At 65.3% G+C, this 17,548-nt stretch carries 17 protein-coding genes, 2 tRNA genes and 2 pseudogenes; 12 read left to right on the top strand and 9 right to left on the bottom strand.

The window, feature by feature from the left end; genetic code table 11:
- The first annotated feature begins 512 nt into the window (after positions 1-512).
- Positions 513-1,136 carry a site-specific integrase gene (locus PQB87_RS06980; protein WP_489242729.1) on the top strand — a complete coding sequence of 208 codons (624 nt, stop codon included), beginning with the start codon at positions 513-515 and terminating at the stop codon, positions 1,134-1,136.
- A gap of 104 nt (positions 1,137-1,240) precedes the next feature.
- Here PQB87_RS06980 and PQB87_RS06975 read toward each other — a convergent pair.
- The 4 genes and pseudogenes from PQB87_RS06975 to PQB87_RS06960 all read right to left on the bottom strand — a co-directional run.
- Positions 1,241-1,468: pseudogene (locus tag PQB87_RS06975) on the bottom strand (SEL1-like repeat protein); the annotation flags it as partial.
- Positions 1,455-1,676: pseudogene (locus tag PQB87_RS06970) on the bottom strand (type VI secretion system tip protein VgrG); the annotation flags it as partial. The pseudogenes PQB87_RS06975 and PQB87_RS06970, both read right to left, overlap by 14 nt.
- A 78-nt stretch (positions 1,677-1,754) precedes the next feature.
- Positions 1,755-1,831 (bottom strand) — tRNA-Arg (locus PQB87_RS06965).
- Positions 1,832-2,012: 181 nt separating this feature from the next.
- A complete protein-coding gene (locus tag PQB87_RS06960) occupies positions 2,013-2,843 on the bottom strand; it encodes an undecaprenyl-diphosphate phosphatase (RefSeq protein ID WP_175829127.1) in 831 nt (276 codons plus the stop codon).
- Between the two features lie 478 nt (positions 2,844-3,321).
- Here PQB87_RS06960 and PQB87_RS06955 point away from each other — a divergent pair, with 478 nt between their 5' ends.
- The 5 genes from PQB87_RS06955 (at position 3,322) to PQB87_RS06935 (ending at position 8,845) form a co-directional block, all read left to right on the top strand.
- Positions 3,322-4,233, top strand: a complete 912-nt coding sequence (locus PQB87_RS06955) for an aldose epimerase family protein (RefSeq protein ID WP_233343594.1) — start codon at positions 3,322-3,324, stop codon at positions 4,231-4,233.
- A gap of 141 nt (positions 4,234-4,374) precedes the next feature.
- Complete coding sequence (locus PQB87_RS06950) at positions 4,375-5,076, top strand: peptidoglycan DD-metalloendopeptidase family protein (protein ID WP_027787858.1); 702 nt, start codon at positions 4,375-4,377, stop codon at positions 5,074-5,076.
- 368 nt (positions 5,077-5,444) lie between these two features.
- Positions 5,445-7,064 (top strand): acyl-CoA synthetase, encoded by a 1,620-nt coding sequence (locus PQB87_RS06945; RefSeq protein WP_174414120.1) that lies wholly within the window; start codon positions 5,445-5,447, stop codon positions 7,062-7,064.
- A 76-nt stretch (positions 7,065-7,140) separates the two neighbouring features.
- Complete coding sequence (locus PQB87_RS06940; protein WP_027787860.1) at positions 7,141-7,464, top strand: DUF2288 domain-containing protein; 324 nt, start codon at positions 7,141-7,143, stop codon at positions 7,462-7,464.
- A gap of 10 nt (positions 7,465-7,474) precedes the next feature.
- Positions 7,475-8,845, top strand: a complete 1,371-nt coding sequence (locus PQB87_RS06935; protein WP_301863438.1) for an MATE family efflux transporter — start codon at positions 7,475-7,477, stop codon at positions 8,843-8,845.
- A gap of 69 nt (positions 8,846-8,914) precedes the next feature.
- Here the strand turns inward: PQB87_RS06935 and PQB87_RS06930 are convergent, their stop codons facing one another.
- Complete coding sequence (locus tag PQB87_RS06930) at positions 8,915-9,091, bottom strand: hypothetical protein (protein ID WP_165843489.1); 177 nt, start codon at positions 9,089-9,091, stop codon at positions 8,915-8,917.
- Positions 9,092-9,227: 136 nt separating this feature from the next.
- Between PQB87_RS06930 and PQB87_RS06925 the strand changes: the two genes are divergently transcribed.
- Entirely contained in the window at positions 9,228-9,398 is a 171-nt protein-coding gene (locus PQB87_RS06925; protein WP_021157265.1) for a hypothetical protein, read from the top strand.
- A gap of 209 nt (positions 9,399-9,607) precedes the next feature.
- Here the strand turns inward: PQB87_RS06925 and PQB87_RS06920 are convergent, their stop codons facing one another.
- Both PQB87_RS06920 and sixA read right to left on the bottom strand, forming a co-directional pair.
- A complete protein-coding gene (locus PQB87_RS06920; protein WP_021157266.1) occupies positions 9,608-10,414 on the bottom strand; it encodes a GNAT family N-acetyltransferase in 807 nt (268 codons plus the stop codon).
- Between the two features lie 170 nt (positions 10,415-10,584).
- Positions 10,585-11,046 (bottom strand): phosphohistidine phosphatase SixA, encoded by a 462-nt coding sequence (gene sixA / locus PQB87_RS06915; RefSeq protein ID WP_027787862.1) that lies wholly within the window; start codon positions 11,044-11,046, stop codon positions 10,585-10,587.
- 160 nt (positions 11,047-11,206) lie between these two features.
- Here sixA and PQB87_RS06910 point away from each other — a divergent pair.
- Positions 11,207-11,283 (top strand) — tRNA-Pro (locus tag PQB87_RS06910).
- 97 nt (positions 11,284-11,380) lie between these two features.
- Here the strand turns inward: PQB87_RS06910 and PQB87_RS06905 are convergent.
- The gene (locus PQB87_RS06905) at positions 11,381-11,926 is read right to left on the bottom strand and encodes a hypothetical protein (protein ID WP_489242727.1); all 546 of its coding nucleotides are present in this window, start codon (positions 11,924-11,926) and stop codon (positions 11,381-11,383) included.
- A 187-nt stretch (positions 11,927-12,113) separates the two neighbouring features.
- Here PQB87_RS06905 and PQB87_RS06900 point away from each other — a divergent pair, with 187 nt between their 5' ends.
- The 3 genes from PQB87_RS06900 to PQB87_RS06890 all read left to right on the top strand — a co-directional run bounded on the left by PQB87_RS06900 (position 12,114) and on the right by PQB87_RS06890 (position 13,528).
- Complete coding sequence (locus PQB87_RS06900) at positions 12,114-12,437, top strand: hypothetical protein (RefSeq protein ID WP_489242726.1); 324 nt, start codon at positions 12,114-12,116, stop codon at positions 12,435-12,437.
- Positions 12,438-12,477: 40 nt separating this feature from the next.
- A complete protein-coding gene (locus tag PQB87_RS06895) occupies positions 12,478-12,915 on the top strand; it encodes a DUF3592 domain-containing protein (RefSeq protein WP_489242725.1) in 438 nt (145 codons plus the stop codon).
- 178 nt (positions 12,916-13,093) lie between these two features.
- Positions 13,094-13,528, top strand: a complete 435-nt coding sequence (locus PQB87_RS06890) for a hypothetical protein (protein ID WP_059682246.1) — start codon at positions 13,094-13,096, stop codon at positions 13,526-13,528.
- A gap of 78 nt (positions 13,529-13,606) precedes the next feature.
- On the opposite strand, the gene ppx is transcribed toward PQB87_RS06890, so the two are convergent.
- Positions 13,607-15,121, bottom strand: coding sequence for an exopolyphosphatase (gene ppx / locus PQB87_RS06885; protein ID WP_027787866.1), 1,515 nt, complete (start codon positions 15,119-15,121; stop codon positions 13,607-13,609).
- Between the two features lie 278 nt (positions 15,122-15,399).
- On the opposite strand from ppx, the gene ppk1 reads away from it, so the two are divergent.
- Complete coding sequence (ppk1, locus tag PQB87_RS06880; protein ID WP_222211701.1) at positions 15,400-17,463, top strand: polyphosphate kinase 1; 2,064 nt, start codon at positions 15,400-15,402, stop codon at positions 17,461-17,463.
- Positions 17,464-17,548 lie beyond the last annotated feature (85 nt).

The raw sequence follows: 17,548 nt of genomic DNA, 5'->3' as shown, positions 1-17,548 counted from the left end.
AGCGTCAACAAGTGTCAAGCGTTGGCGAGATGCGACGGACAGGGCAGTGGATTACATCACGCTACTACTGTCGCACCATCCCAGTTATCTCGATTTATTGAGCGAAGCATTGTCTTTCGCGAGCAGCAACTATTGGCTGAATTTTTGGCAATCGATGCGAATATAACCTCACTCGGCATCTCAAAAAATACTCAGCAGAATTATGAGAGTGGAAATACGCACTGAATTTGCCATCCAATTTCCTGAGTACGGCAAGCTACGGCCGCTCCGTCGATGCATTTCCGCATCGGCGCACTTCGTTCAGGAGTTTCCGTGATCTCTGATCCCCCTATCGTTGTGCTGATCAGACTGCGCATCGCGCTCACCGCCATATTCTGACCTGAGACGTTTCTTGTAGCCAGATGCCTCCAACCCAATTGCTTTGCTGACGACAACACTACGTATAAGCCAGGCGATATCCGGCTCGATATGTGTCCCAAGTGGAAGCGTGTGAGTAACGGTACGATACAGGCATGCGTCGAAGCGAAATTGCGTCTTTACTATGGGAGAGCATCGATCTCAATCGGCGAACGACTCATCTGCCAGTAACGAAGACAGATTCACCCCGCACCGTGCCCCTATCCAGCGTGGCGACCGCGATACTGCAATCCCGCAAGGACGGAGAGCATGTGCCGCCCTTCTACATAACCGCTAACGCGTTCACGCGAGCTTTCCGTCGATCCATACAGCGAGCACGCACCCGGTACGAAGCGAATTGTCACGATCTCAGTCAACCCGACGATTCAAGTATCTCGCCATTTTTCGTTGCCTCAGTCACATCCCAAAACGGACGAATACAGGTGCGCGATCTTCGCCAAACAATCAGCCATGCGGAGCCAAACCTCCGATTAAAAAAGCCAATCTCGCCATCCCTACGCCCACGCACCAGCCCACCAGCAGAGGACCGATTTCGCCTGTGTACTCGCTGTCGTACTTCCAAGCGGCAACGAATAGCAACGGCACTGGAACGCCGATCATTCCGGCCATCCTGGGCCAGTCGGCATATGGAGCGAATACCTGAAGCGCGCTGCTCGCGAGGGCCCAGCACGGCAGCCCAAGGACGAACAGCAACCATCCGAACCCTATCAAGGTCATAGGGTGCGCACGCCGCTTCGCTTCATTAGGTTGGGTCACGTTGAGCGATCTACCTGTCGATTACAAAAGAGTCCATCCGCTTGTAGTCTTCCACCGAGGAACCGAGTCAAGCCTGATCAAGGTATGCAACGAGTTCCCACGCGACATGGGCCATGTGCTGACGCGTACCGAGCATGCTGTCGAGAACCGATAGCCGTCGCGGTTCATGCAAGACGACCGACGGCAACGCGTCGCCTTTGGGAAACAGGCGCTTCGTATCGCCAATCTGACCAGCAACCAGTTTCGCGCACCATACGCCATCTTCTGGACACTGCTGACCGGTATCCTTGATGGAACAGGTGATAGGTGCCGCCCGAATACTTGGTCAGGCGCTGACCACCCTGATTCGTGGAATCGTCGTGGATCAGGGCGTTGTATGCGCCAGTATTACCGAAGCCACACAATTGCTACCCGGAATGCAGGACGTTCGAGTGCCATTGGGGCCGCGTGGTCCCGCCGTTCAGCCGTCCCATGACAAAGGGCTGATCACAATCCCCTTTCCAGTCACACTGGATTGTGACTGACTCTGCAACCGACCGGGAAACAAGCCGCGCGTAACCAGTTGATCCAAAATGAAATTCTGGCCCGCCCTACACGACTCGAACGTGTGACCTACGGCTTAGAAGGCCGTTGCTCTATCCAGCTGAGCTAAGGGCGGTCGGGGAGAAAAGACACGGCCTGCACGAGCCGCATCTGACGCAAGACTTCGAGCACCGGCAAAACCGGCAAACCCACAAACCAGACTCGAAGCCTCGAAACAAAACGGGCCCGGCATGAAGCCGAGCCCGAAATTATACCCGATCATCGCGTCACATCATGCGAGACCGGCCAACGCAGCCTCAAACCGGCTGCGGGTGCAGCATGAACCAGCCGAGGCAGAACACACCGGCGATCACGCAATACACGCCGAACGAAGCCAGCCGGCCACGCCCCTCGAAATAGCGCATCAGGAACCGCACGCTCAGGTACGCGGCGATCGCCGTCAGCACGCCGCCGAGCAGCGCATCGCCGAGCTGGTCGCGCGCATGGAACAGCTTCGGCAGTTCGAGCACGCCCGCCGCGAAGATGATCGGCGTACCGAGCAGGAACGAGAATTCCGCGGCCTTCTCCGCCGTCAGGCCCGCTGCATTGCCGGCGATCATCGTCAGCCCGCTGCGCGAGAAACCCGGAATCAGCGCGCCGATCTGCGCGAGACCCACGAAGAACGCCTGCTTGAACGTCATCTTTTCGGGCGCCTGATGCGCGCGGCTACGCTGGATGCGATCGCCGAGCCACAGCAGCACGCCGTTCACGATCAGCGCGATCGCGACGATCCGCAGGTCGTGGAACACGCGTTCGATGCGCTTCTCGAGAAGCAGCCCGACGATGCCGGTCGGGATCGTACCGATGATGAGCGCCCACATCAGGTGCCCGTCGTCGTTCTTGCGGCCGCCGAGCTGCGCGAAGAAGCCGCCGATCAGCGCGATCCAGCGCGCACGGAAATACCACAGCAGCGCCAGCGCGGTGCCGAGGTGCAGCGCAACGAGGAACGGCAGCAGTTGCGGTGCATGCTTGTCGATGTGCATGCCGAACAGCGCCGGCACGAGCAGCGTATGGCCAAGGCTGCTGACGGGAAAGAGTTCGGTGACGCCCTGCAGGACGCTCAGGAATACCAGAAACCAGAGACTCACGCGTCGGTCCTTTTAATGAAGATTGAGCGGGAAGAGAAGCGGACGATGCGATGCGCGTCCGAAAAAACGCGCCCCGATTATGCCGAGCCCGGATTACTGCGCCAAGGCATTTGGCGGGATATTGCGGCAATGCACACAAACGCTTGCAACCTGTAAGCGCCCAGAAAGCAAAAAGCCCGCCATTTGCATGGCGGGCCTTTCGATTTCGGCAGGAATTGCCGTCAGCGGCCGAGCTGATAGAAAAATAATACCGTGCTGCCCGTGAACATGCCGAACAGTGCGAGTCCCATTGCCATTGCCAGATCCATGGCCCCCTCCACGAAGTGTCATGACCCGGCAACCTCACCGGTTTAGAGGCATTATCCCGACCGTTGACGGTCTTAAAAACTCGCGATTTCCCGAGAAGGGTTTTCCCCAAGCCGCCACGGCCCGATAATGGAGCGCGCCGTTCCCGTTCACCCGCCCAACCCGATTCGCCATGCCGACCTTCCAGCAACACGACATTCACGAACTTCACGCCGGCCCGTCGCTCGTCCGGGTCGCTCCGCAATTCGGCGGCCGCCTGCTGTCATGGGATGTCGATGGCGAACCGGTCATCTTCTGGCCGGAAACGGCCGACTGGAGCAACCTCGCGCGCGTGCGCGGCGGCAACCCGCTGCTGTTCCCGTTCCTCGGCCGTCACCGCGTCGACGGCGAGCTCGGCCGCTGGCGCGACGCCGCCGGCGTGGTGCGCGACCTGCCGATGCACGGCTTCGCGCGCGACCTGCCGTTCGCCGCGCAACCGTCGGCCGACGGCGCCGCGTTGTCGATGACGCTCGACGCGACCGACGCACTGCGCGCGAGCTACCCGTTCGATTTCCGGTTCGAAACGACCTACCGGCTGGCCGACTCGCACACGCTCGAAGTCGCGCTGACGACGACCAATCGCGGCGACACACCGCTGCCCTACTACGCCGGTCACCATTTCTATTTCGCGCTGCCGCACGGCGAACGCGCGGAAACCACGCTCGAACTGCCGCCCACGCGTCGCTGCGCGCAGCAGCCGGACGGTTCGATCAGCCCGCCCGAGCCGGGCGAAGCGCGCTATCGCCTCGACAACCCGGAGATCCTCGACCGCTTCCACTGCCTCGACGGCGTGCCGGCCACGCCGGTGCGCATCGTGATGCCGGGCCGGCGCCGCACGATCGAGATCGCGCTCGACGTGCCGGGCTCGATCCCGTGGTACGCGGTCACGACCTGGACCGAAAAGCCGGATTCCGACTTCTATTGCGTCGAACCGTGGCTCGGCCTGCCGGATGCGATCCACAACGGCCTCGGGCTGCGCATGCTCGCGCCGGGCGCGACCGAAACGGCCACGCTGCGGATTCGCGTCCTCCCGCTCGCCGGCTGAGACGCGGGCCGAGACGCCTGCCGAACCGGCGCCCGACGGCCCCGGCAACGGCACAAACTGCGGTGCGCGGGTCGAACCCGTTAAAATCGGACGTTTTGTGTTGCCTGCCGCGTCACGAGCGGCAGGGTCTTGCGAGGTTCAATGTTCGGAACAACAACGAAGCGACTCTTCGCAGCCGCCTGCGCCGCCCTGCTCGTCGCGTGCGGCTCCGCGCCCGTCGGCCCCGGGTTCTATCGCGTCGAACGCGGCGATACGCTCTACAAGATCGCGCGCGACAACCGCACGTCGGTATCGAACATCGTGCGCTGGAACCAGATGACGAACCCCGACGCGATCGAAGTCGGCCAGGTGCTGCGCGTCGCGCCGCCGCCCGGCACGACCACCGCATCGACGCCGTCGACCACCGGCACCGGCAGTGCCGGCCGGGCCCGCCCCGCGCCTTCCGCACCGGTTGAATCGGCCGTCAAGCCGGCCACGAGCATCGCGCTGATCTGGCCGGCGGCCGGCAACGTGGTCCGCACGTTCGACGGCTCGAAATCGAAGGGGATCGACATTGCGAACTCGCCGGGCACGCCGGTAGTCGCGGCCGCGCCGGGTGTGGTGGTCTATGCGGGTAACGGGCTGCGTGGCTACGGCAACCTGATCATCCTCAAGCACAACGCCGACTACCTGACCGCCTACGCACACAACCGTGCGCTGCTGGTGAAGGAAGGCCAGTCGGTCACGCAGGGGCAATCGATCGCCGAGATGGGCAACAGCGACAGCGATCGCGTCGCGCTGCATTTCGAATTGCGCTACGGCGGCCGGTCGATCGACCCGTCGCGCTACCTGCCGGCGCGCTGAGCACCCGACAGACGACACGCGATGCCGGCACGCATCGCGTGTCGTCGCGGTGAAAATCGGAAAAGGTGATGTCAGCGCTTGCGCAGACGTCCGGTGAAACGGCCGGACAACGGATCGACGCGACAGGCGAACGCTACCAGCACGCCGATTCCGATCAGGCTGAACCCCGCAGCTATCAGAAGCAAATCCATGGTCACACACTGATTTTTAGGTGATCTTATGCGTCATTGCGGAATCGTGCACTGAGCCGCAGCAATTGGACGAGTGCGAGGATTCCCTACCCTCAGGCGTCATTGTGGATTCCCCTGCGTGAAACCCTGATGTAAGCCGTTCGCCTGACGCCACGCCGCCACCCAGGAGACACTGCGATGCTGCCCGCCGCCGACCGCTACGACGACCTGCTCTCCCGCTTCGCGTGGGACGTTCCGGCCCGCTACAACATCGGCGTGGACGTCTGCGACAAATGGGCGGACGGCAGCGGACACCTCGCGCTGATCCACGAAACGGCGCAAGGCGACGTGTCCCGCATCACGTTCGACGATCTGAGGAATGCCTCTAACCGGCTCGCGAACAGCTTCGTGCGCGCCGGCCTGCGGCGCGGCGACCGCATCGGCATCTTTCTCGCGCAGGGCCCCGAAACGGCCATCGCGCACCTCGCCGCGTACAAGCTCGGCGCCATCGCGGTGCCGCTCTTCACGTTGTTCGGCGTCGACGCGCTCGAATACCGGCTCGCGAACAGCGAGGCGGCCGCGCTCGTTACCGACGCGGCCGGCTACGCGAAAATCGCATCGCTGCGCGCGCAGCTGCCGGTACTGCACACCATCTACTGCATCGGCGACGATGCGCCCGACTCTCCCGGCGTGCTGCGCTACGACGCGGCGCTCGCCGCCGAGACGCCCGACTTCGTGCCGGCCGATACGGCCGCCGACGATCCGGCGCTCATCATCTATACGTCCGGCACGACGGGCAAGCCGAAAGGCGCGCTGCACGCGCATCGCGTGCTGCCGGGCCACCTGCCGGGCGTCGAGATGTCGCAGCAGTGCTTCCCGCGCGACGCGCGCCTGTTCTGGACACCCGCCGACTGGGCATGGATCGGCGGCCTGCTCGACGTGCTGCTGCCGTCGTGGCATCACGGCGTGCCCGTGCTCGCCCGCCGCTTCGAGAAATTCGACGGCGACGCCGCGTTCGCGCTGATGGCCCGGCACGGCGTCACCCACGCGTTCCTGCCGCCCACCGCGCTGAAGCTGATGCGCACCGTCCCGGCACCGCGCGAACGCTACGCGCTGTCGCTGAAATCGGTCGCGAGCGGCGGGGAGACGCTCGGCACCGAACTGACGGCCTGGGGGCGCGACGCGCTCGGCGTGACGATCAACGAGTTCTACGGGCAAACCGAGTGCAACATGGTGCTGTCGTCTTGCGCGGCGCTGTTCGATGCGCAGCCCGGCGCAATCGGCAAGGCAGTGCCCGGCCATGCGGTCGCGATCGTCGACGCGGACGGCACGCCGCTGCCGCCCGGCGTCGAAGGGCGCATCGCGGTGCGACGCCCCGATCCGGTGATGTTCCTCGAATACTGGCGCAACGCCGACGCGACCCGCGACAAGTTCGCGGGCGACTACCTGCTCACCGGCGATACAGGCATGATCGACGCCGACGGTTTCGTCCGCTTCGTCGGCCGCGACGACGACGTGATCACGAGCGCCGGCTACCGGATCGGCCCGGGCCCGATCGAGGACTGCCTGCTCACGCATCCGGCGGTGCGGATGGCGGCCGTCGTCGGCGTGCCCGACGCGACGCGCACCGAGATCGTCAAGGCATTCGTCGTGCTGAATCCCGGTCACGCCGGCGACGATGCGCTCGTTCAGGCACTGCAGGCGCACGTGCGCACACGCCTCGCCGCCCACGAGTATCCGCGTGCGATCGCGTTCGTCGACGGCCTGCCGATGACCGCGACCGGCAAGATCGTGCGCCGCGCGCTGCGCGACGCGTAAGCGGGCCGCCACCCGCGCCGCCCGCCCGGCCGGATGGTTTATAGTGGCGCCACCACGCAGTCTTTCCAAGAAAACGATGTCCTCTGATCACCACGCCGCCGCGGGCGCGTCGCACAGCCCGCTCTACGCCAAACTCCTCGGCGAAACCGCCAAGATCGACTGGTGCGATCTCGAACGCTTCTTCGCGCAGGGCAAGCTGCTGTCCGTTGCGCGCGACCTCGATCTCGTCAGCGTCGCGGAGGCGGTTGCCGACGATGACGCCGAACAGGTCACGCGCTGGCTGTCCGCGGGCCTCGTCGCGCGCATGCCGGCCGAAACCGCCGCCGATTACGCGGCGCGCAACCCGGAGCTGTGGGCAGTCGTCGTCTCGCCGTGGGTCTGCGTGCAGGAACGCGCCTGACGCGTCCGCCATGTCCGAATCCGCGTTACCGCACGGGGCCGGCACGGGCTCGGCCACCGTCACGCACCGGCGCGTCCTCGCGCTCGCGTTTCCGATCGTCCTGGCGAACCTGACCCAGCCGATCCTCGGCGCCGTCGACACGGCCGTCGCCGGCCACCTCGACGGCACGCAGTATCTCGGCGGCGTCGCGCTCGGCGGGCTGTTCTTCAATTTCGTGTTCTGGGGATTCGGGTTCCTGCGAATGGGGACGACCGGTCTCGTCGCGCAGGCGCACGGTGCCGGCGACGCCGCCGGGATCCGCCTGAACGTGCTGCGCGCGTTGATCGTCGCGTTCGCGCTCGGCGCCGCGGTGCTGGCGCTGCAGGTGCCGCTGCTGTCGTTTGCGCTGTCGGCGCTCGGCGGCAGCGATGCCGTCCGCGCGACGGCGCTGTCCTACAGCCACGCGCGGATCTGGAGCGCACCGTTCGCGCTCGCGAACTACGTCGTGCTCGGCTACCTGCTCGGTGTACAGCGCGTGCGGCTCGCACTCGTCGCGCAGGTGTTCATCAATGCGGTCAACATCGGCGCCGTGCTGCTCTACGTGTATGGCTTCGGCTGGGGCATTGCCGGCATCGGCGCCGCGACGGCCACGGCAGACGCATGCGGCTTCGCGCTCGGCGCATGGATGCTGTGGCGGCTACGGCCGCACGGCCTTGCGCCGATCGCGGTACGTGCACTCGCCGACCGCGTCGCACTCAAGCGGCTGATCGCGCTCAATCGCGACATCTTCCTGCGCACGCTGTGCCTGCTCGGCGCATTCGGCTGGTTCGCGCACCTCGGTGCGAAACAGGGTGATGCAACGCTCGCGGCAAACGCGCTGCTGCTGAATTTCCAGACGTTCATGGCGTACGGCCTCGACGGCTTCGCGCATGCGGCCGAGGCACTCGTCGGCGCGGCGGCCGGCGCACGCGACCGCAGTGCCTTCCGGCAGGCCGTGCGCGTCACCCTGCTCTGGTCGGCGCTCGGCGCGCTGCTGTTCGCGCTGGTGTACTGGGCCGCCGGCGGCTGGATCGTCGCGCGCCTGACCGACCAGGCCGAGATCCGCGAGGTTGCGCTGCGCTACCTGCCGTGGGCCGCGATTTCGCCGATCGTGTCGGTCTGGGGCTTCCTGCTCGACGGCGTCTTCATCGGTGCCACGCAGACACGATCGCTGATGCGCGCAATGGTCGCGTCGCTGTCGATCTTCGTTGTCGCCACGCTCGCCGCCGTCGGCACCTTCGGCAATCACGGCCTCTGGTTCGCGCTGCTGCTGTTCATGGCCGCGCGCGGCGCGACGCTGGCGCGCTACCTGCCGGGGCTGTTGCGGCGCATCGGCACCGATACACCCGCGGCCCGCGCCTGACGGCGCGCCGAACCTGCCCTGAGCGGCCCTGAGCGGCCCCAAGCGACCCTGAGCCGCCTTGAACAGCCGTTACTGCACCGGTTTGGGCGGCGGCGCATCGAGCATCGTCGGCGGCGTCATGTCGGTCGGCACGCCGTGATAGTCGGCCGGATCTTCCGGCGGATGGCCGCGACGGGCCTGATGAGGATCGCTGGTACAGGCGGCGAGAAAAGATGCGGCCAGCACGGCCAGCATGAAACGGGTCATCGGGTAGGGCTCCGGAAATCGGCGCGCCCATCGCACGCCGGGACCGCGCCGAGTCTAGCGGAAATCCTGCTTCGGAGTCGCGCCGCGCATGTCCTACTATGTACGCATGGCGCTGTGCCGTGGAAAGGAGGCTGCCATGTCGTCTGAGGAAATTGCCGGCCTGATCGGCCTGTTCATCGGCCTGATGGTGTTCGTCGCCCTGTCGTTCTTCGAGTCGCGCGAATACAAGCGCAGCCATGGCGGCGAAGGGATCGTCCATCACTGGATGGCCGAACACCACCTGCTCGACTGGCGGCGCAAGCACTAAGCGCGCCGCTGCCGTCCGGCCCTCCCCCGGGCCGTTCCCGAACGTGCCGTCCCACGGCACGCCGGTGATCGTGTGTCGCCGAAATTAACGGGGCCCGATTCACACACGTTGATCAGATGGACGAACGCCGTCGCGCGGCTCATGCCGCACGACGGCGTTCGCATGGACACACCCGAACCAGCAGGCGGGCGCGACATGGTTCAGACGGCTCAGCCGAGGAAGTGGCGGGCGTAGCGCGCGTTGATGTCGGACAGACGGAACAGCGTCAGGAAATCCGCGCAGTTGAAGTCGGGATCCCAGGCCGGCGCACCGCAGATCTTCGCGCCGAGACGCAGGTAACCCTTGATCAGCGGCGGCGGCGCCACGACGGTGCCCGTCTGCAATTCGTCGACCGGCAGGGCCGTATGCGGGAACGCACGATACTCGGGCGCCGTCAGCGAACCTGCCGACAGCGACTGGTACAGGTTCGCCGCATAGTGACCGCCGTCGGCCATCGACACGCTCGCGCAGCCGAGCATCGTCTCGTAGCCGTTCTGCATCATGTACGTGCCGAGACCGCCCCACAGCGCCATGATGACGGCGCCGCTGCGGTAGTCGCTGTGCACGCACGAGCGGCCGACCTCGACCATCTTGCCGCGCAGGTGCGTGAGGCGCGACAGGTCGAATTCGCCTTCGGCGTACAGGCGGCCGACACGCGCCGCCTGGTGCGGCGGCAGCACGCGATACGTGCCGACGACCTTCAGGGTGTCGAGATCGCGAACCAGCAGGTGGTCGCAGTACGCATCGAACGGATCGACGTCGAGACCGGAGGGGCCGCTGACCTGCGCGCCCATCTCTTCGGCGAACACGCTGTAACGCAGGCGCTGGGCTTCGCGCAATTCGTCTTCCGTACGCGCCCACGCGGCGCGCAGGCGATACTCCGATGTGACGGTTTCAGCAGCGCGCGGCAGGAGGCGCCGCGACGTGTCGAGGGGCAGCGAGGCAAAAGGGAGCGTAGGCGTCGGCAGTTCTCGCATTAGGCTTTCCTGATCGTAAGGAATAGGACGACATGCCCGCCAATGTAGTAATCGGCCGTGACCGTTATGTGGCACGACCGTGTCCTTTCAATGACGTGTCGCCGAATTGACTTTAGCAGAAAGCTTGCGAAACCGTATGACGAAACCCTTCAAAGCGCTTCAGGCGGGCCTCACACCAGGTCGGGCGTCAATACCGCCCGCAGCACGGCCTGCCGGCTGCCGTCGCGCGTGCGGCTCGCGAGCCACACGATTCCGCCCTTCTTGACGCTCCAGCTGTCGTCGCCGCCGGCGATCAGTTGCGCGGCGACGCTGCCGAGCGTCGGCTGGTGGCCGACGATCACGACCGTCGGCGCGATGCCGTCCGGCCAGCCGGCCGCCGCCAGCACGTCGTCGACGCTGCCGCCCGGCGCGAGCGCCTCGACCGTCCGGTACTGGTCGGTCAGCGCCTCGACGGTCTGCACGGTGCGGGCGGCCGGGCTCGCGAGGATCACGGTGTTCGTCTCGAGCCGGCCACGCAGCCACTTGGCCATCGCCTGTGCGTCCTTGCGGCCGCGGACGGTCAACTGCCGCGCGAGATCGCTCGTCGCGTAGTCTTCGGCTTCGGCGTGGCGCCACAGGATCAGGTTCATCATGATGTTCTCCTTGCTTCGGCGAGCGGCCCCGCGCCGATGCGTGCGGGCCGGCGATTACCGTGCGAATTGTCGCAAATTGCGGCTCGTTCGCCGCCGCGGCATTTACCCGCATATAGGGATTGACCGGATCAGCCATTCAAAGATAGAATCTTTGGCTCGTCGGAGCGTAGCGCAGCCTGGTAGCGCATCTGATTTGGGATCAGAGGGTCGAAGGTTCGAATCCTTTCGCTCCGACCACCGGAATCAAGGGGTTACAACACTTCGTGTTGTAACCCCTTTTCCATTTCTGGCCCGTGAAAGATCCCGGGCAACCGCCGCATTTCGCGCCACGTAGTCACTCGATCCGCACGAGATTACGCGTCGCGACCGGCAGTCGATCGACCGGTGCGCTTTCGGTCAGCCGCCCTTCGGAATATCGATAAACCAGATACTTCCCGTCCGTCTCGCCGCCTTCGTTGGGGATGATCACCCACATCTCCCGACGCCCCGAATACAGCCACCGCGGAAGCGCCTTCTCCGCGAAATAGATCCGCTCTTCGACATGCGTGATCGGATTCAGCCGGATTGCGACGCCCTTCAGGTAAGGCGATCCGTAGTTCAGTACGAAGACGAGGGTCTTGCCGACGCACCTCGACAACGCAATCCTGCCCACGAAATCGGTCTCCGGCATGTCAAGGAACGCACGCCCGGTCTTGTGCCCCCGCCGCACGAACAGTGCATCGCCGTCCAACCCATGCGAGCGGGCGTCGAGCGCAATGCGACTCCCGTCCGCCAACGGACAGGAAAGCACCTGACGCAGGCCGCCGGCCTCATCGATTCCCGGCGTCGCGCCGAACGTCGCTGTCGCCACCGATAAAAGACCGACGGCGAGCACTTTCATTCGACCGTTACCAGTCAGTTGCGTCGCGAATCGACTCATTGAGTCGCAGCATCGCGGGTTATCCACTTCGGCACGCTCGCACGAATCACCTTTTTCCAGGAACAAACCGGCGCATCAACGGGGCCAACTCGAACCCGTAGCGGTACCATTATCAGCGCCCCATTGCCAGACCGGAGTTTCGTCAACCATGCCGACATCCCTGTCGTCCCTGCAACTGCCCGAAGGCCTCGGCACCATCGGGAATCTGGCCGTCGAGTTCGTCGAGGTTGAACGGAAAACGTACGAGATGTGGATGCTCGAAACGGACCTACCTTTCGACGAAGCCGTGTCGCGGTTGTCGGCCTTCGTCAAGCGCCATTTCGGCGGCGACGAGCGGGCTTCGTCCGCCAACCGCTTCGGCTTCCGCAGCTGGGCGGCCTCCTGGTCCCGCGAGAGACAGGAGATCTCGGCCCAGCTCACCGGCACCGACGACGGCAGCTCGGGTTACCTGCGCAATGCGTACGACGCGTGAATGAACCCACTTGCCGCCCCCGACACCATCCGAACCTCGCATGACAGCCTCCTCGACTGATCGCCCGGCAAAACCGGCGATGAACATCGCGACCGTCATCGCCATGATCATCGGCGCCGCCGTACTCGCTTTCTGCGTCGTGCAGGCCTACCGGACGACGGTCTTCCTTTCGCATGCCTCTCGAGCGCCCGGCGTAGTCGTCAAGTCGAGCGGACACCCGACCATACGCTTCGAAACGGCCCAGGGCCAGCGCATCGAGTTCGTGCAGAACGGCGGCATGGACGGCCCGCCCGGAACTGTCGTGCAGGTCGCGTACGACCCTGCCGCGCCCGCGGAAACGGCCCGGGCCGCCACGTTCCTGGCGATATGGGGCGATGTGCTGTGGGGATTGCCGGCAGGCCTCGGCTTTCTGGTCCTGCCGCTGTTCGGCGCCTGGTTCGTGCTCACCGGGCGGTACGGGAACGCGATAAGCCGTTAAGCGGCGACGCACGGATTCATGCGATGCCCGGGCATTCGCGGCAAGTCCGGACGCTTTCATCGTCGGTCACGCTTGCGAAGGTCACGAATCGAACGAGGTGGCCGGCCTCGCTGCCGCAACCCGGAGACGACACTTCCGGGAACACGCGATAATGCGCGTGGACAACCTGCATCCGCGCATGACAAACAACACTCTCAAGACCGCCCTGTGCGCATCGCTGTTCGCGCTTGCGACCGCCGGCACCGCTTCGGCCAAGGCACTCGACGACGCACTCGACTGCCACTCGACCGGGCACAAGTTCGTCGCGCCGCTGCTCGCAGCCGGCGATATCCAGTCGGAGCCGATGCACGTCGAATCGAACTCGGTCAACGCATTCCGCACGAGCCACTCGCTGACCGCATACGGCTTCGGCGTCTACGTCGTGCTCGGCTACCAGGCGAACGACCCGATCTTCCGCACGGGCGACGGCACGCCGATCGGTGACTGGGCCTATGGCGTCGTGGTGCGCGGCACGAAAAGCGCGGTGGAGGAAGCCGTGCGCAAGGCCGGCAGCGACGCGACCGTCAGGCAGGCGTTTCCGTTCCTGACCGCGATCGTCTGCTCGTCGGACTGAGCGACCGTCAGGACGATCATGCGGCCATGCTGAGGGGCAGCAAGCAGCCTGCCCCGGCCCTGCCCCGCTATCGGCCTTTTACGCGCCCGTATACACCACGCGATACGGGATTCCGACCTTCTCCCATTCCGCCGCCTCCTGGCTGAGGCTGTAGTCGGTCAGCGGGTTCTGCTCGACCCACGCGCTCGGCAGGCGCACTTCATAGCCGCCCTTCTTCATCTGCGAAACGGAAATGTCGGGCAGCCCCGCGTCGGTTCGGCGCCGGCACAGCAGCGCCGCGAGCCGCAGGCAGAACAGCAGCGGCCACTCGACTTCGCGTGCCTGCGACAGCTTGCCGAGCTTGCCCGCATGACCGAGCACGAGCGCGGCGAGCCGCGCCTGGTCGGTGCGCGAAAAACCCGGCATGTCCGCGTTGCTCGCGATATAGGCCGAATGCTTGTGATACGCGCTGTGCGAGATCGACAGGCCGATCTCGTGCAACGCGGCCGCCCAGCCGAGGAACATCCGTCCTTCCTCGCGCGCTTCGTCGTCGGCTTCCTCGAGTTCGTCGTAGAAACGCCCCGCCAGCGCGCCGATCCGCTCGGCCTGCGCACGATCGACACCGTAGCGGCGCGTAAAGCCCTCGACGGTCACCGCACGCATGTCCTCGTGCTGCGTCCGGCCGAGCAGGTCGTACAGCACCCCGAGGCGCAGCGCGCCGTCGGTCGTATCGACGTAGTCGACGCCAAGCTCCTCGAACACCGCGAGCATGATCGCGAGGCCGCCCGCGAGCACCGGCACGCGGTCGGGCTTCAGCGCGATCAGCTTCAACCGGTTGACGTTCTCCGACTTGATCAGCGCACGCTTCAGGCGCTCGAGGCCGCCGCGCGAAATGCCGTGCGTGATGCCCGGATCGTTGAAGCCGTTCGCCTCGACGAGTTCCGCGAGCGCACGCGCGGTGCCGGACGAACCGATCGCCTGGTCCCAGCCGGCCTTCTTGTACTCGCTCGAAATGATCTGGATCTCGCGCTTGGCCGCGAGTTCGGCCTGCCGCATCGTGTATTCGTCGACGTTGCCGGCGGGGAAGAAGGCGCGGCTATGGCTCACGCAGCCGATATAGAGGCTCTCCATCACGATCGGCGTGTAGTGCGAGCCGATGATGAATTCGGTGGAGCCGCCGCCGATGTCGACGACGAGCCGCTTGCCGGCGCTCGCCGGCACCGAGTGCGCGGCGCCCGCGTAGATCAGGCGCGCTTCTTCGCGGCCTGCAATCACTTCGATCGGAAAACCGAGCGCCGCTTCCGCCTCGCCGAGAAACTCGCCCGCGTTCTTCGCGACGCGCAGCGTGTTGGTGGCCACCGCGCGCACATGATCGGGATGGAAATCGCGCAGGCGCTCGCCGAACCGCTTGAGCGCCTCCCAGCCACGCTCCTGCGACGCGCGATCGAGCATCTTGTCACTCGACAGGCCCGCGGCCAGCCGGACGGGCTCGCGCAGCGCATCGACCGGATAGATCTGGCTGCCCGCCGGCGTTTCCTCGACGCGTCCGACGATCAGCCGGAAGCTGTTCGAGCCGAGATCCACGGCAGCCAGCAAGTGGGGGGTTGTAACCATCAGAAGGGGCTCCGTGCGCGTTCGCCCGCGGCGGCCGGTGCGACAGCCCTGGGCGATCAATCAAAGGCGACATTTTAAGCGTGGAACGCTTGCCGTTGCCACGCTTCACGGGCATGCATACCGCTCGTTTGCATATCGTCGAAACATTTATGGGACGAAACGATTACAGCGTAGAATTTCCCGATATAAATACATCATTGTCATCAGCACGTCATCGTACCGTGAGAGTTTCCGAGCGTCCTTTCGAATCATCGCCCGAATCCCCCCCTACTCTGCCGATGTCCGTCCGTTATCCGCTTCTCAATCGTGAACTCGGCATCCTCGGTTTCAACGAGCGCGTGCTGGCCCAGGCAGCCGATCCGCAAGTCCCGTTGCTCGAGCGCCTCCGCTTCATCTGCATCACCAGCAGCAACCTCGACGAATTCTTCGAAGTCCGCATGGCCGGCCTTCAGGAGCAGATCCGCGACAACCCCGGCGCCCTGACGCCCGACGGCATGTCGTTACAACATGCTTACGATCTCGTGGTCGAACGCGCGCAGCGGCTCGTCCATCGACAGTACACGATGTTGCACGAAACCGTGCTGCCCGCGCTCGAGCAGGAAGGCATCTACTTCCATGCGAGCGACACGTGGAACGACGAGCAGCTCGAATGGGCGCGGCACTACTTCCTCGACGAGCTGCTGCCCGTGCTGACGCCGATCGGCCTCGATCCCGCCCACCCGTTCCCGCGCGTGCTGAACAAGAGCCTGAACTTCGTCGTCGAGCTCGAAGGCCGCGACGCATTCGGTCGCCAGGCCGTGATGGGCATCGTGCAGGCGCCGCGCGCGCTGCCGCGCGTCGTACGCATGCCGCACGCGCTGTCGGGCTTCGAGCACGGCTTCGTGCTGCTGAGCTCGTTCATGCAGCGCTTCGTCGGCGAACTCTTCCCGCAACTCGTCGTGAAGAGCTGCAACCAGTTCCGTATCACGCGCAACAGCGAACTGTTCGTCGACGAAGACGAGATCACGAACCTGCGCGTCGCGCTGCAGGGCGAACTGCCCGCGCGCCACCTCGGCAACGCGGTGCGCCTCGAGGTGTCGGCCGACACGCCGCCGCACATCGTGCGACGCCTGCTCGACGAAAGCGAGCTCGGCGACAAGGACTGCTATCGCGTGGCCGGATCGGTGAACCTCGTGCGGCTGATGCAGATTCCCGATCTCGTCGACCGACCCGACCTGAAGTTCACGCCGTTCACCGCGTCGACGCCCGCCGCGATCACGAACGCGCCGACGATGTTCGACGCGATCGACAACGGCGACATCCTGCTGCACCACCCGTACGAGAGCTTCCAGCCGGTGCTCGAACTGCTGCAGCAGGCCGCGAAGGACCCGAGCGTCGTCGCGATCAAGCAGACGATCTACCGCACCGGCACCGATTCGCCGCTGATGGACGCGCTGATGGAAGCCGCGCGCAACGGCAAGGAAGTGACCGTCGTCGTCGAACTGCTCGCGCGCTTCGACGAGGAAACCAACATCAACTGGGCGTCGCAGCTCGAGGCCGTCGGCGCGCACGTCGTGTACGGCGTGGTCGGCCACAAGTGCCACGCGAAGATGATGCTGATCGTGCGGCGCGTCGTGCAGGGCGGCAAGGCGTCGCTGCGCCGCTACGTGCACCTCGGCACCGGCAACTACCACCCGCGCACGGCACGCCTCTACACCGACTTCGGGCTGATGACGGCCGACCAGAAGATCTGCGAGGACGTCCATCACGTGTTCCAGCAACTGACCGGCATCGGCGGCGAACTCACGCTGCACGAGCTGTGGCAGTCGCCGTTCACGCTGCATCCGCGCATCATCGACTCGATCCGCGCGGAGATCGACAATGCGCGTGCCGGCAAGCGCGCGCGCGTCGTCGCGAAGATGAACGCGTTGCTGGAACCGACGGTGATCGGCGCGCTGTACGAAGCGTCGCAGGCCGGCGTCAAGGTCGACCTGATCGTGCGCGGTGTCTGCGCGCTGAAGCCCGGCGTGCCGGGGCTGTCGGAAAACATCACCGTGCGCTCGATCGTCGGGCGCTTCCTCGAGCACCACCGGATCTACTATTTCCACGCGAACGGTGCCGAGGATGTCTATCTGTCGAGCGCCGACTGGATGGACCGCAACCTGTTCCGCCGCGTCGAAGTCGCGTTCCCGATCCGCGATCGCAAGCTCAAGCGGCGCGTGCTGGCCGAAGGGCTGTCGGTGTGCCTCGGCGACAACCAGTCGGCATGGCAGATGCACAGCGACGGCCACTACCGCCGGCGCCGCGCCGGCAAGACGATCCGCAACGCGCAACTCGGGCTGCTCGCGAAGTTCTGCTCGTGAACCGGCAACGCGGCGCGAGTTGCGCGCCGCGTCGCCAACGAAAAAGCGCAGCCCGCGGGCTGCGCTTTTTCGTTGCGGATCCGGC

The sequence above is a fragment of the Burkholderia sp. KL41 genome (assembly GCF_057005415.2).
This window is presented reverse-complemented; position numbering and strand designations above follow the sequence as displayed.

Excerpts from the sequence above, each read along its gene's own strand:
- PQB87_RS06980 (WP_489242729.1), top strand. The coding sequence starts at position 513 with ATGCGTCGAAGCGAAATTGCGTCTTTACTATGGGAGAGCATCGATCTC.
- PQB87_RS06955 (WP_233343594.1), top strand. The coding sequence starts at position 3,322 with ATGCCGACCTTCCAGCAACACGACATTCACGAACTTCACGCCGGCCCG.
- PQB87_RS06950 (WP_027787858.1), top strand. The coding sequence starts at position 4,375 with ATGTTCGGAACAACAACGAAGCGACTCTTCGCAGCCGCCTGCGCCGCC.
- PQB87_RS06945 (WP_174414120.1), top strand. The coding sequence starts at position 5,445 with ATGCTGCCCGCCGCCGACCGCTACGACGACCTGCTCTCCCGCTTCGCG.
- PQB87_RS06940 (WP_027787860.1), top strand. The coding sequence starts at position 7,141 with ATGTCCTCTGATCACCACGCCGCCGCGGGCGCGTCGCACAGCCCGCTC.
- PQB87_RS06935 (WP_301863438.1), top strand. The coding sequence starts at position 7,475 with ATGTCCGAATCCGCGTTACCGCACGGGGCCGGCACGGGCTCGGCCACC.
- PQB87_RS06930 (WP_165843489.1), bottom strand. The coding sequence starts at position 9,091 with ATGACCCGTTTCATGCTGGCCGTGCTGGCCGCATCTTTTCTCGCCGCC.
- PQB87_RS06925 (WP_021157265.1), top strand. The coding sequence starts at position 9,228 with ATGTCGTCTGAGGAAATTGCCGGCCTGATCGGCCTGTTCATCGGCCTG.
- PQB87_RS06920 (WP_021157266.1), bottom strand. The coding sequence starts at position 10,414 with ATGCGAGAACTGCCGACGCCTACGCTCCCTTTTGCCTCGCTGCCCCTC.
- sixA (WP_027787862.1), bottom strand. The coding sequence starts at position 11,046 with ATGATGAACCTGATCCTGTGGCGCCACGCCGAAGCCGAAGACTACGCG.
- PQB87_RS06905 (WP_489242727.1), bottom strand. The coding sequence starts at position 11,926 with ATGAAAGTGCTCGCCGTCGGTCTTTTATCGGTGGCGACAGCGACGTTC.
- PQB87_RS06900 (WP_489242726.1), top strand. The coding sequence starts at position 12,114 with ATGCCGACATCCCTGTCGTCCCTGCAACTGCCCGAAGGCCTCGGCACC.
- PQB87_RS06895 (WP_489242725.1), top strand. The coding sequence starts at position 12,478 with ATGACAGCCTCCTCGACTGATCGCCCGGCAAAACCGGCGATGAACATC.
- PQB87_RS06890 (WP_059682246.1), top strand. The coding sequence starts at position 13,094 with ATGACAAACAACACTCTCAAGACCGCCCTGTGCGCATCGCTGTTCGCG.
- ppx (WP_027787866.1), bottom strand. The coding sequence starts at position 15,121 with ATGGTTACAACCCCCCACTTGCTGGCTGCCGTGGATCTCGGCTCGAAC.
- ppk1 (WP_222211701.1), top strand. The coding sequence starts at position 15,400 with ATGTCCGTCCGTTATCCGCTTCTCAATCGTGAACTCGGCATCCTCGGT.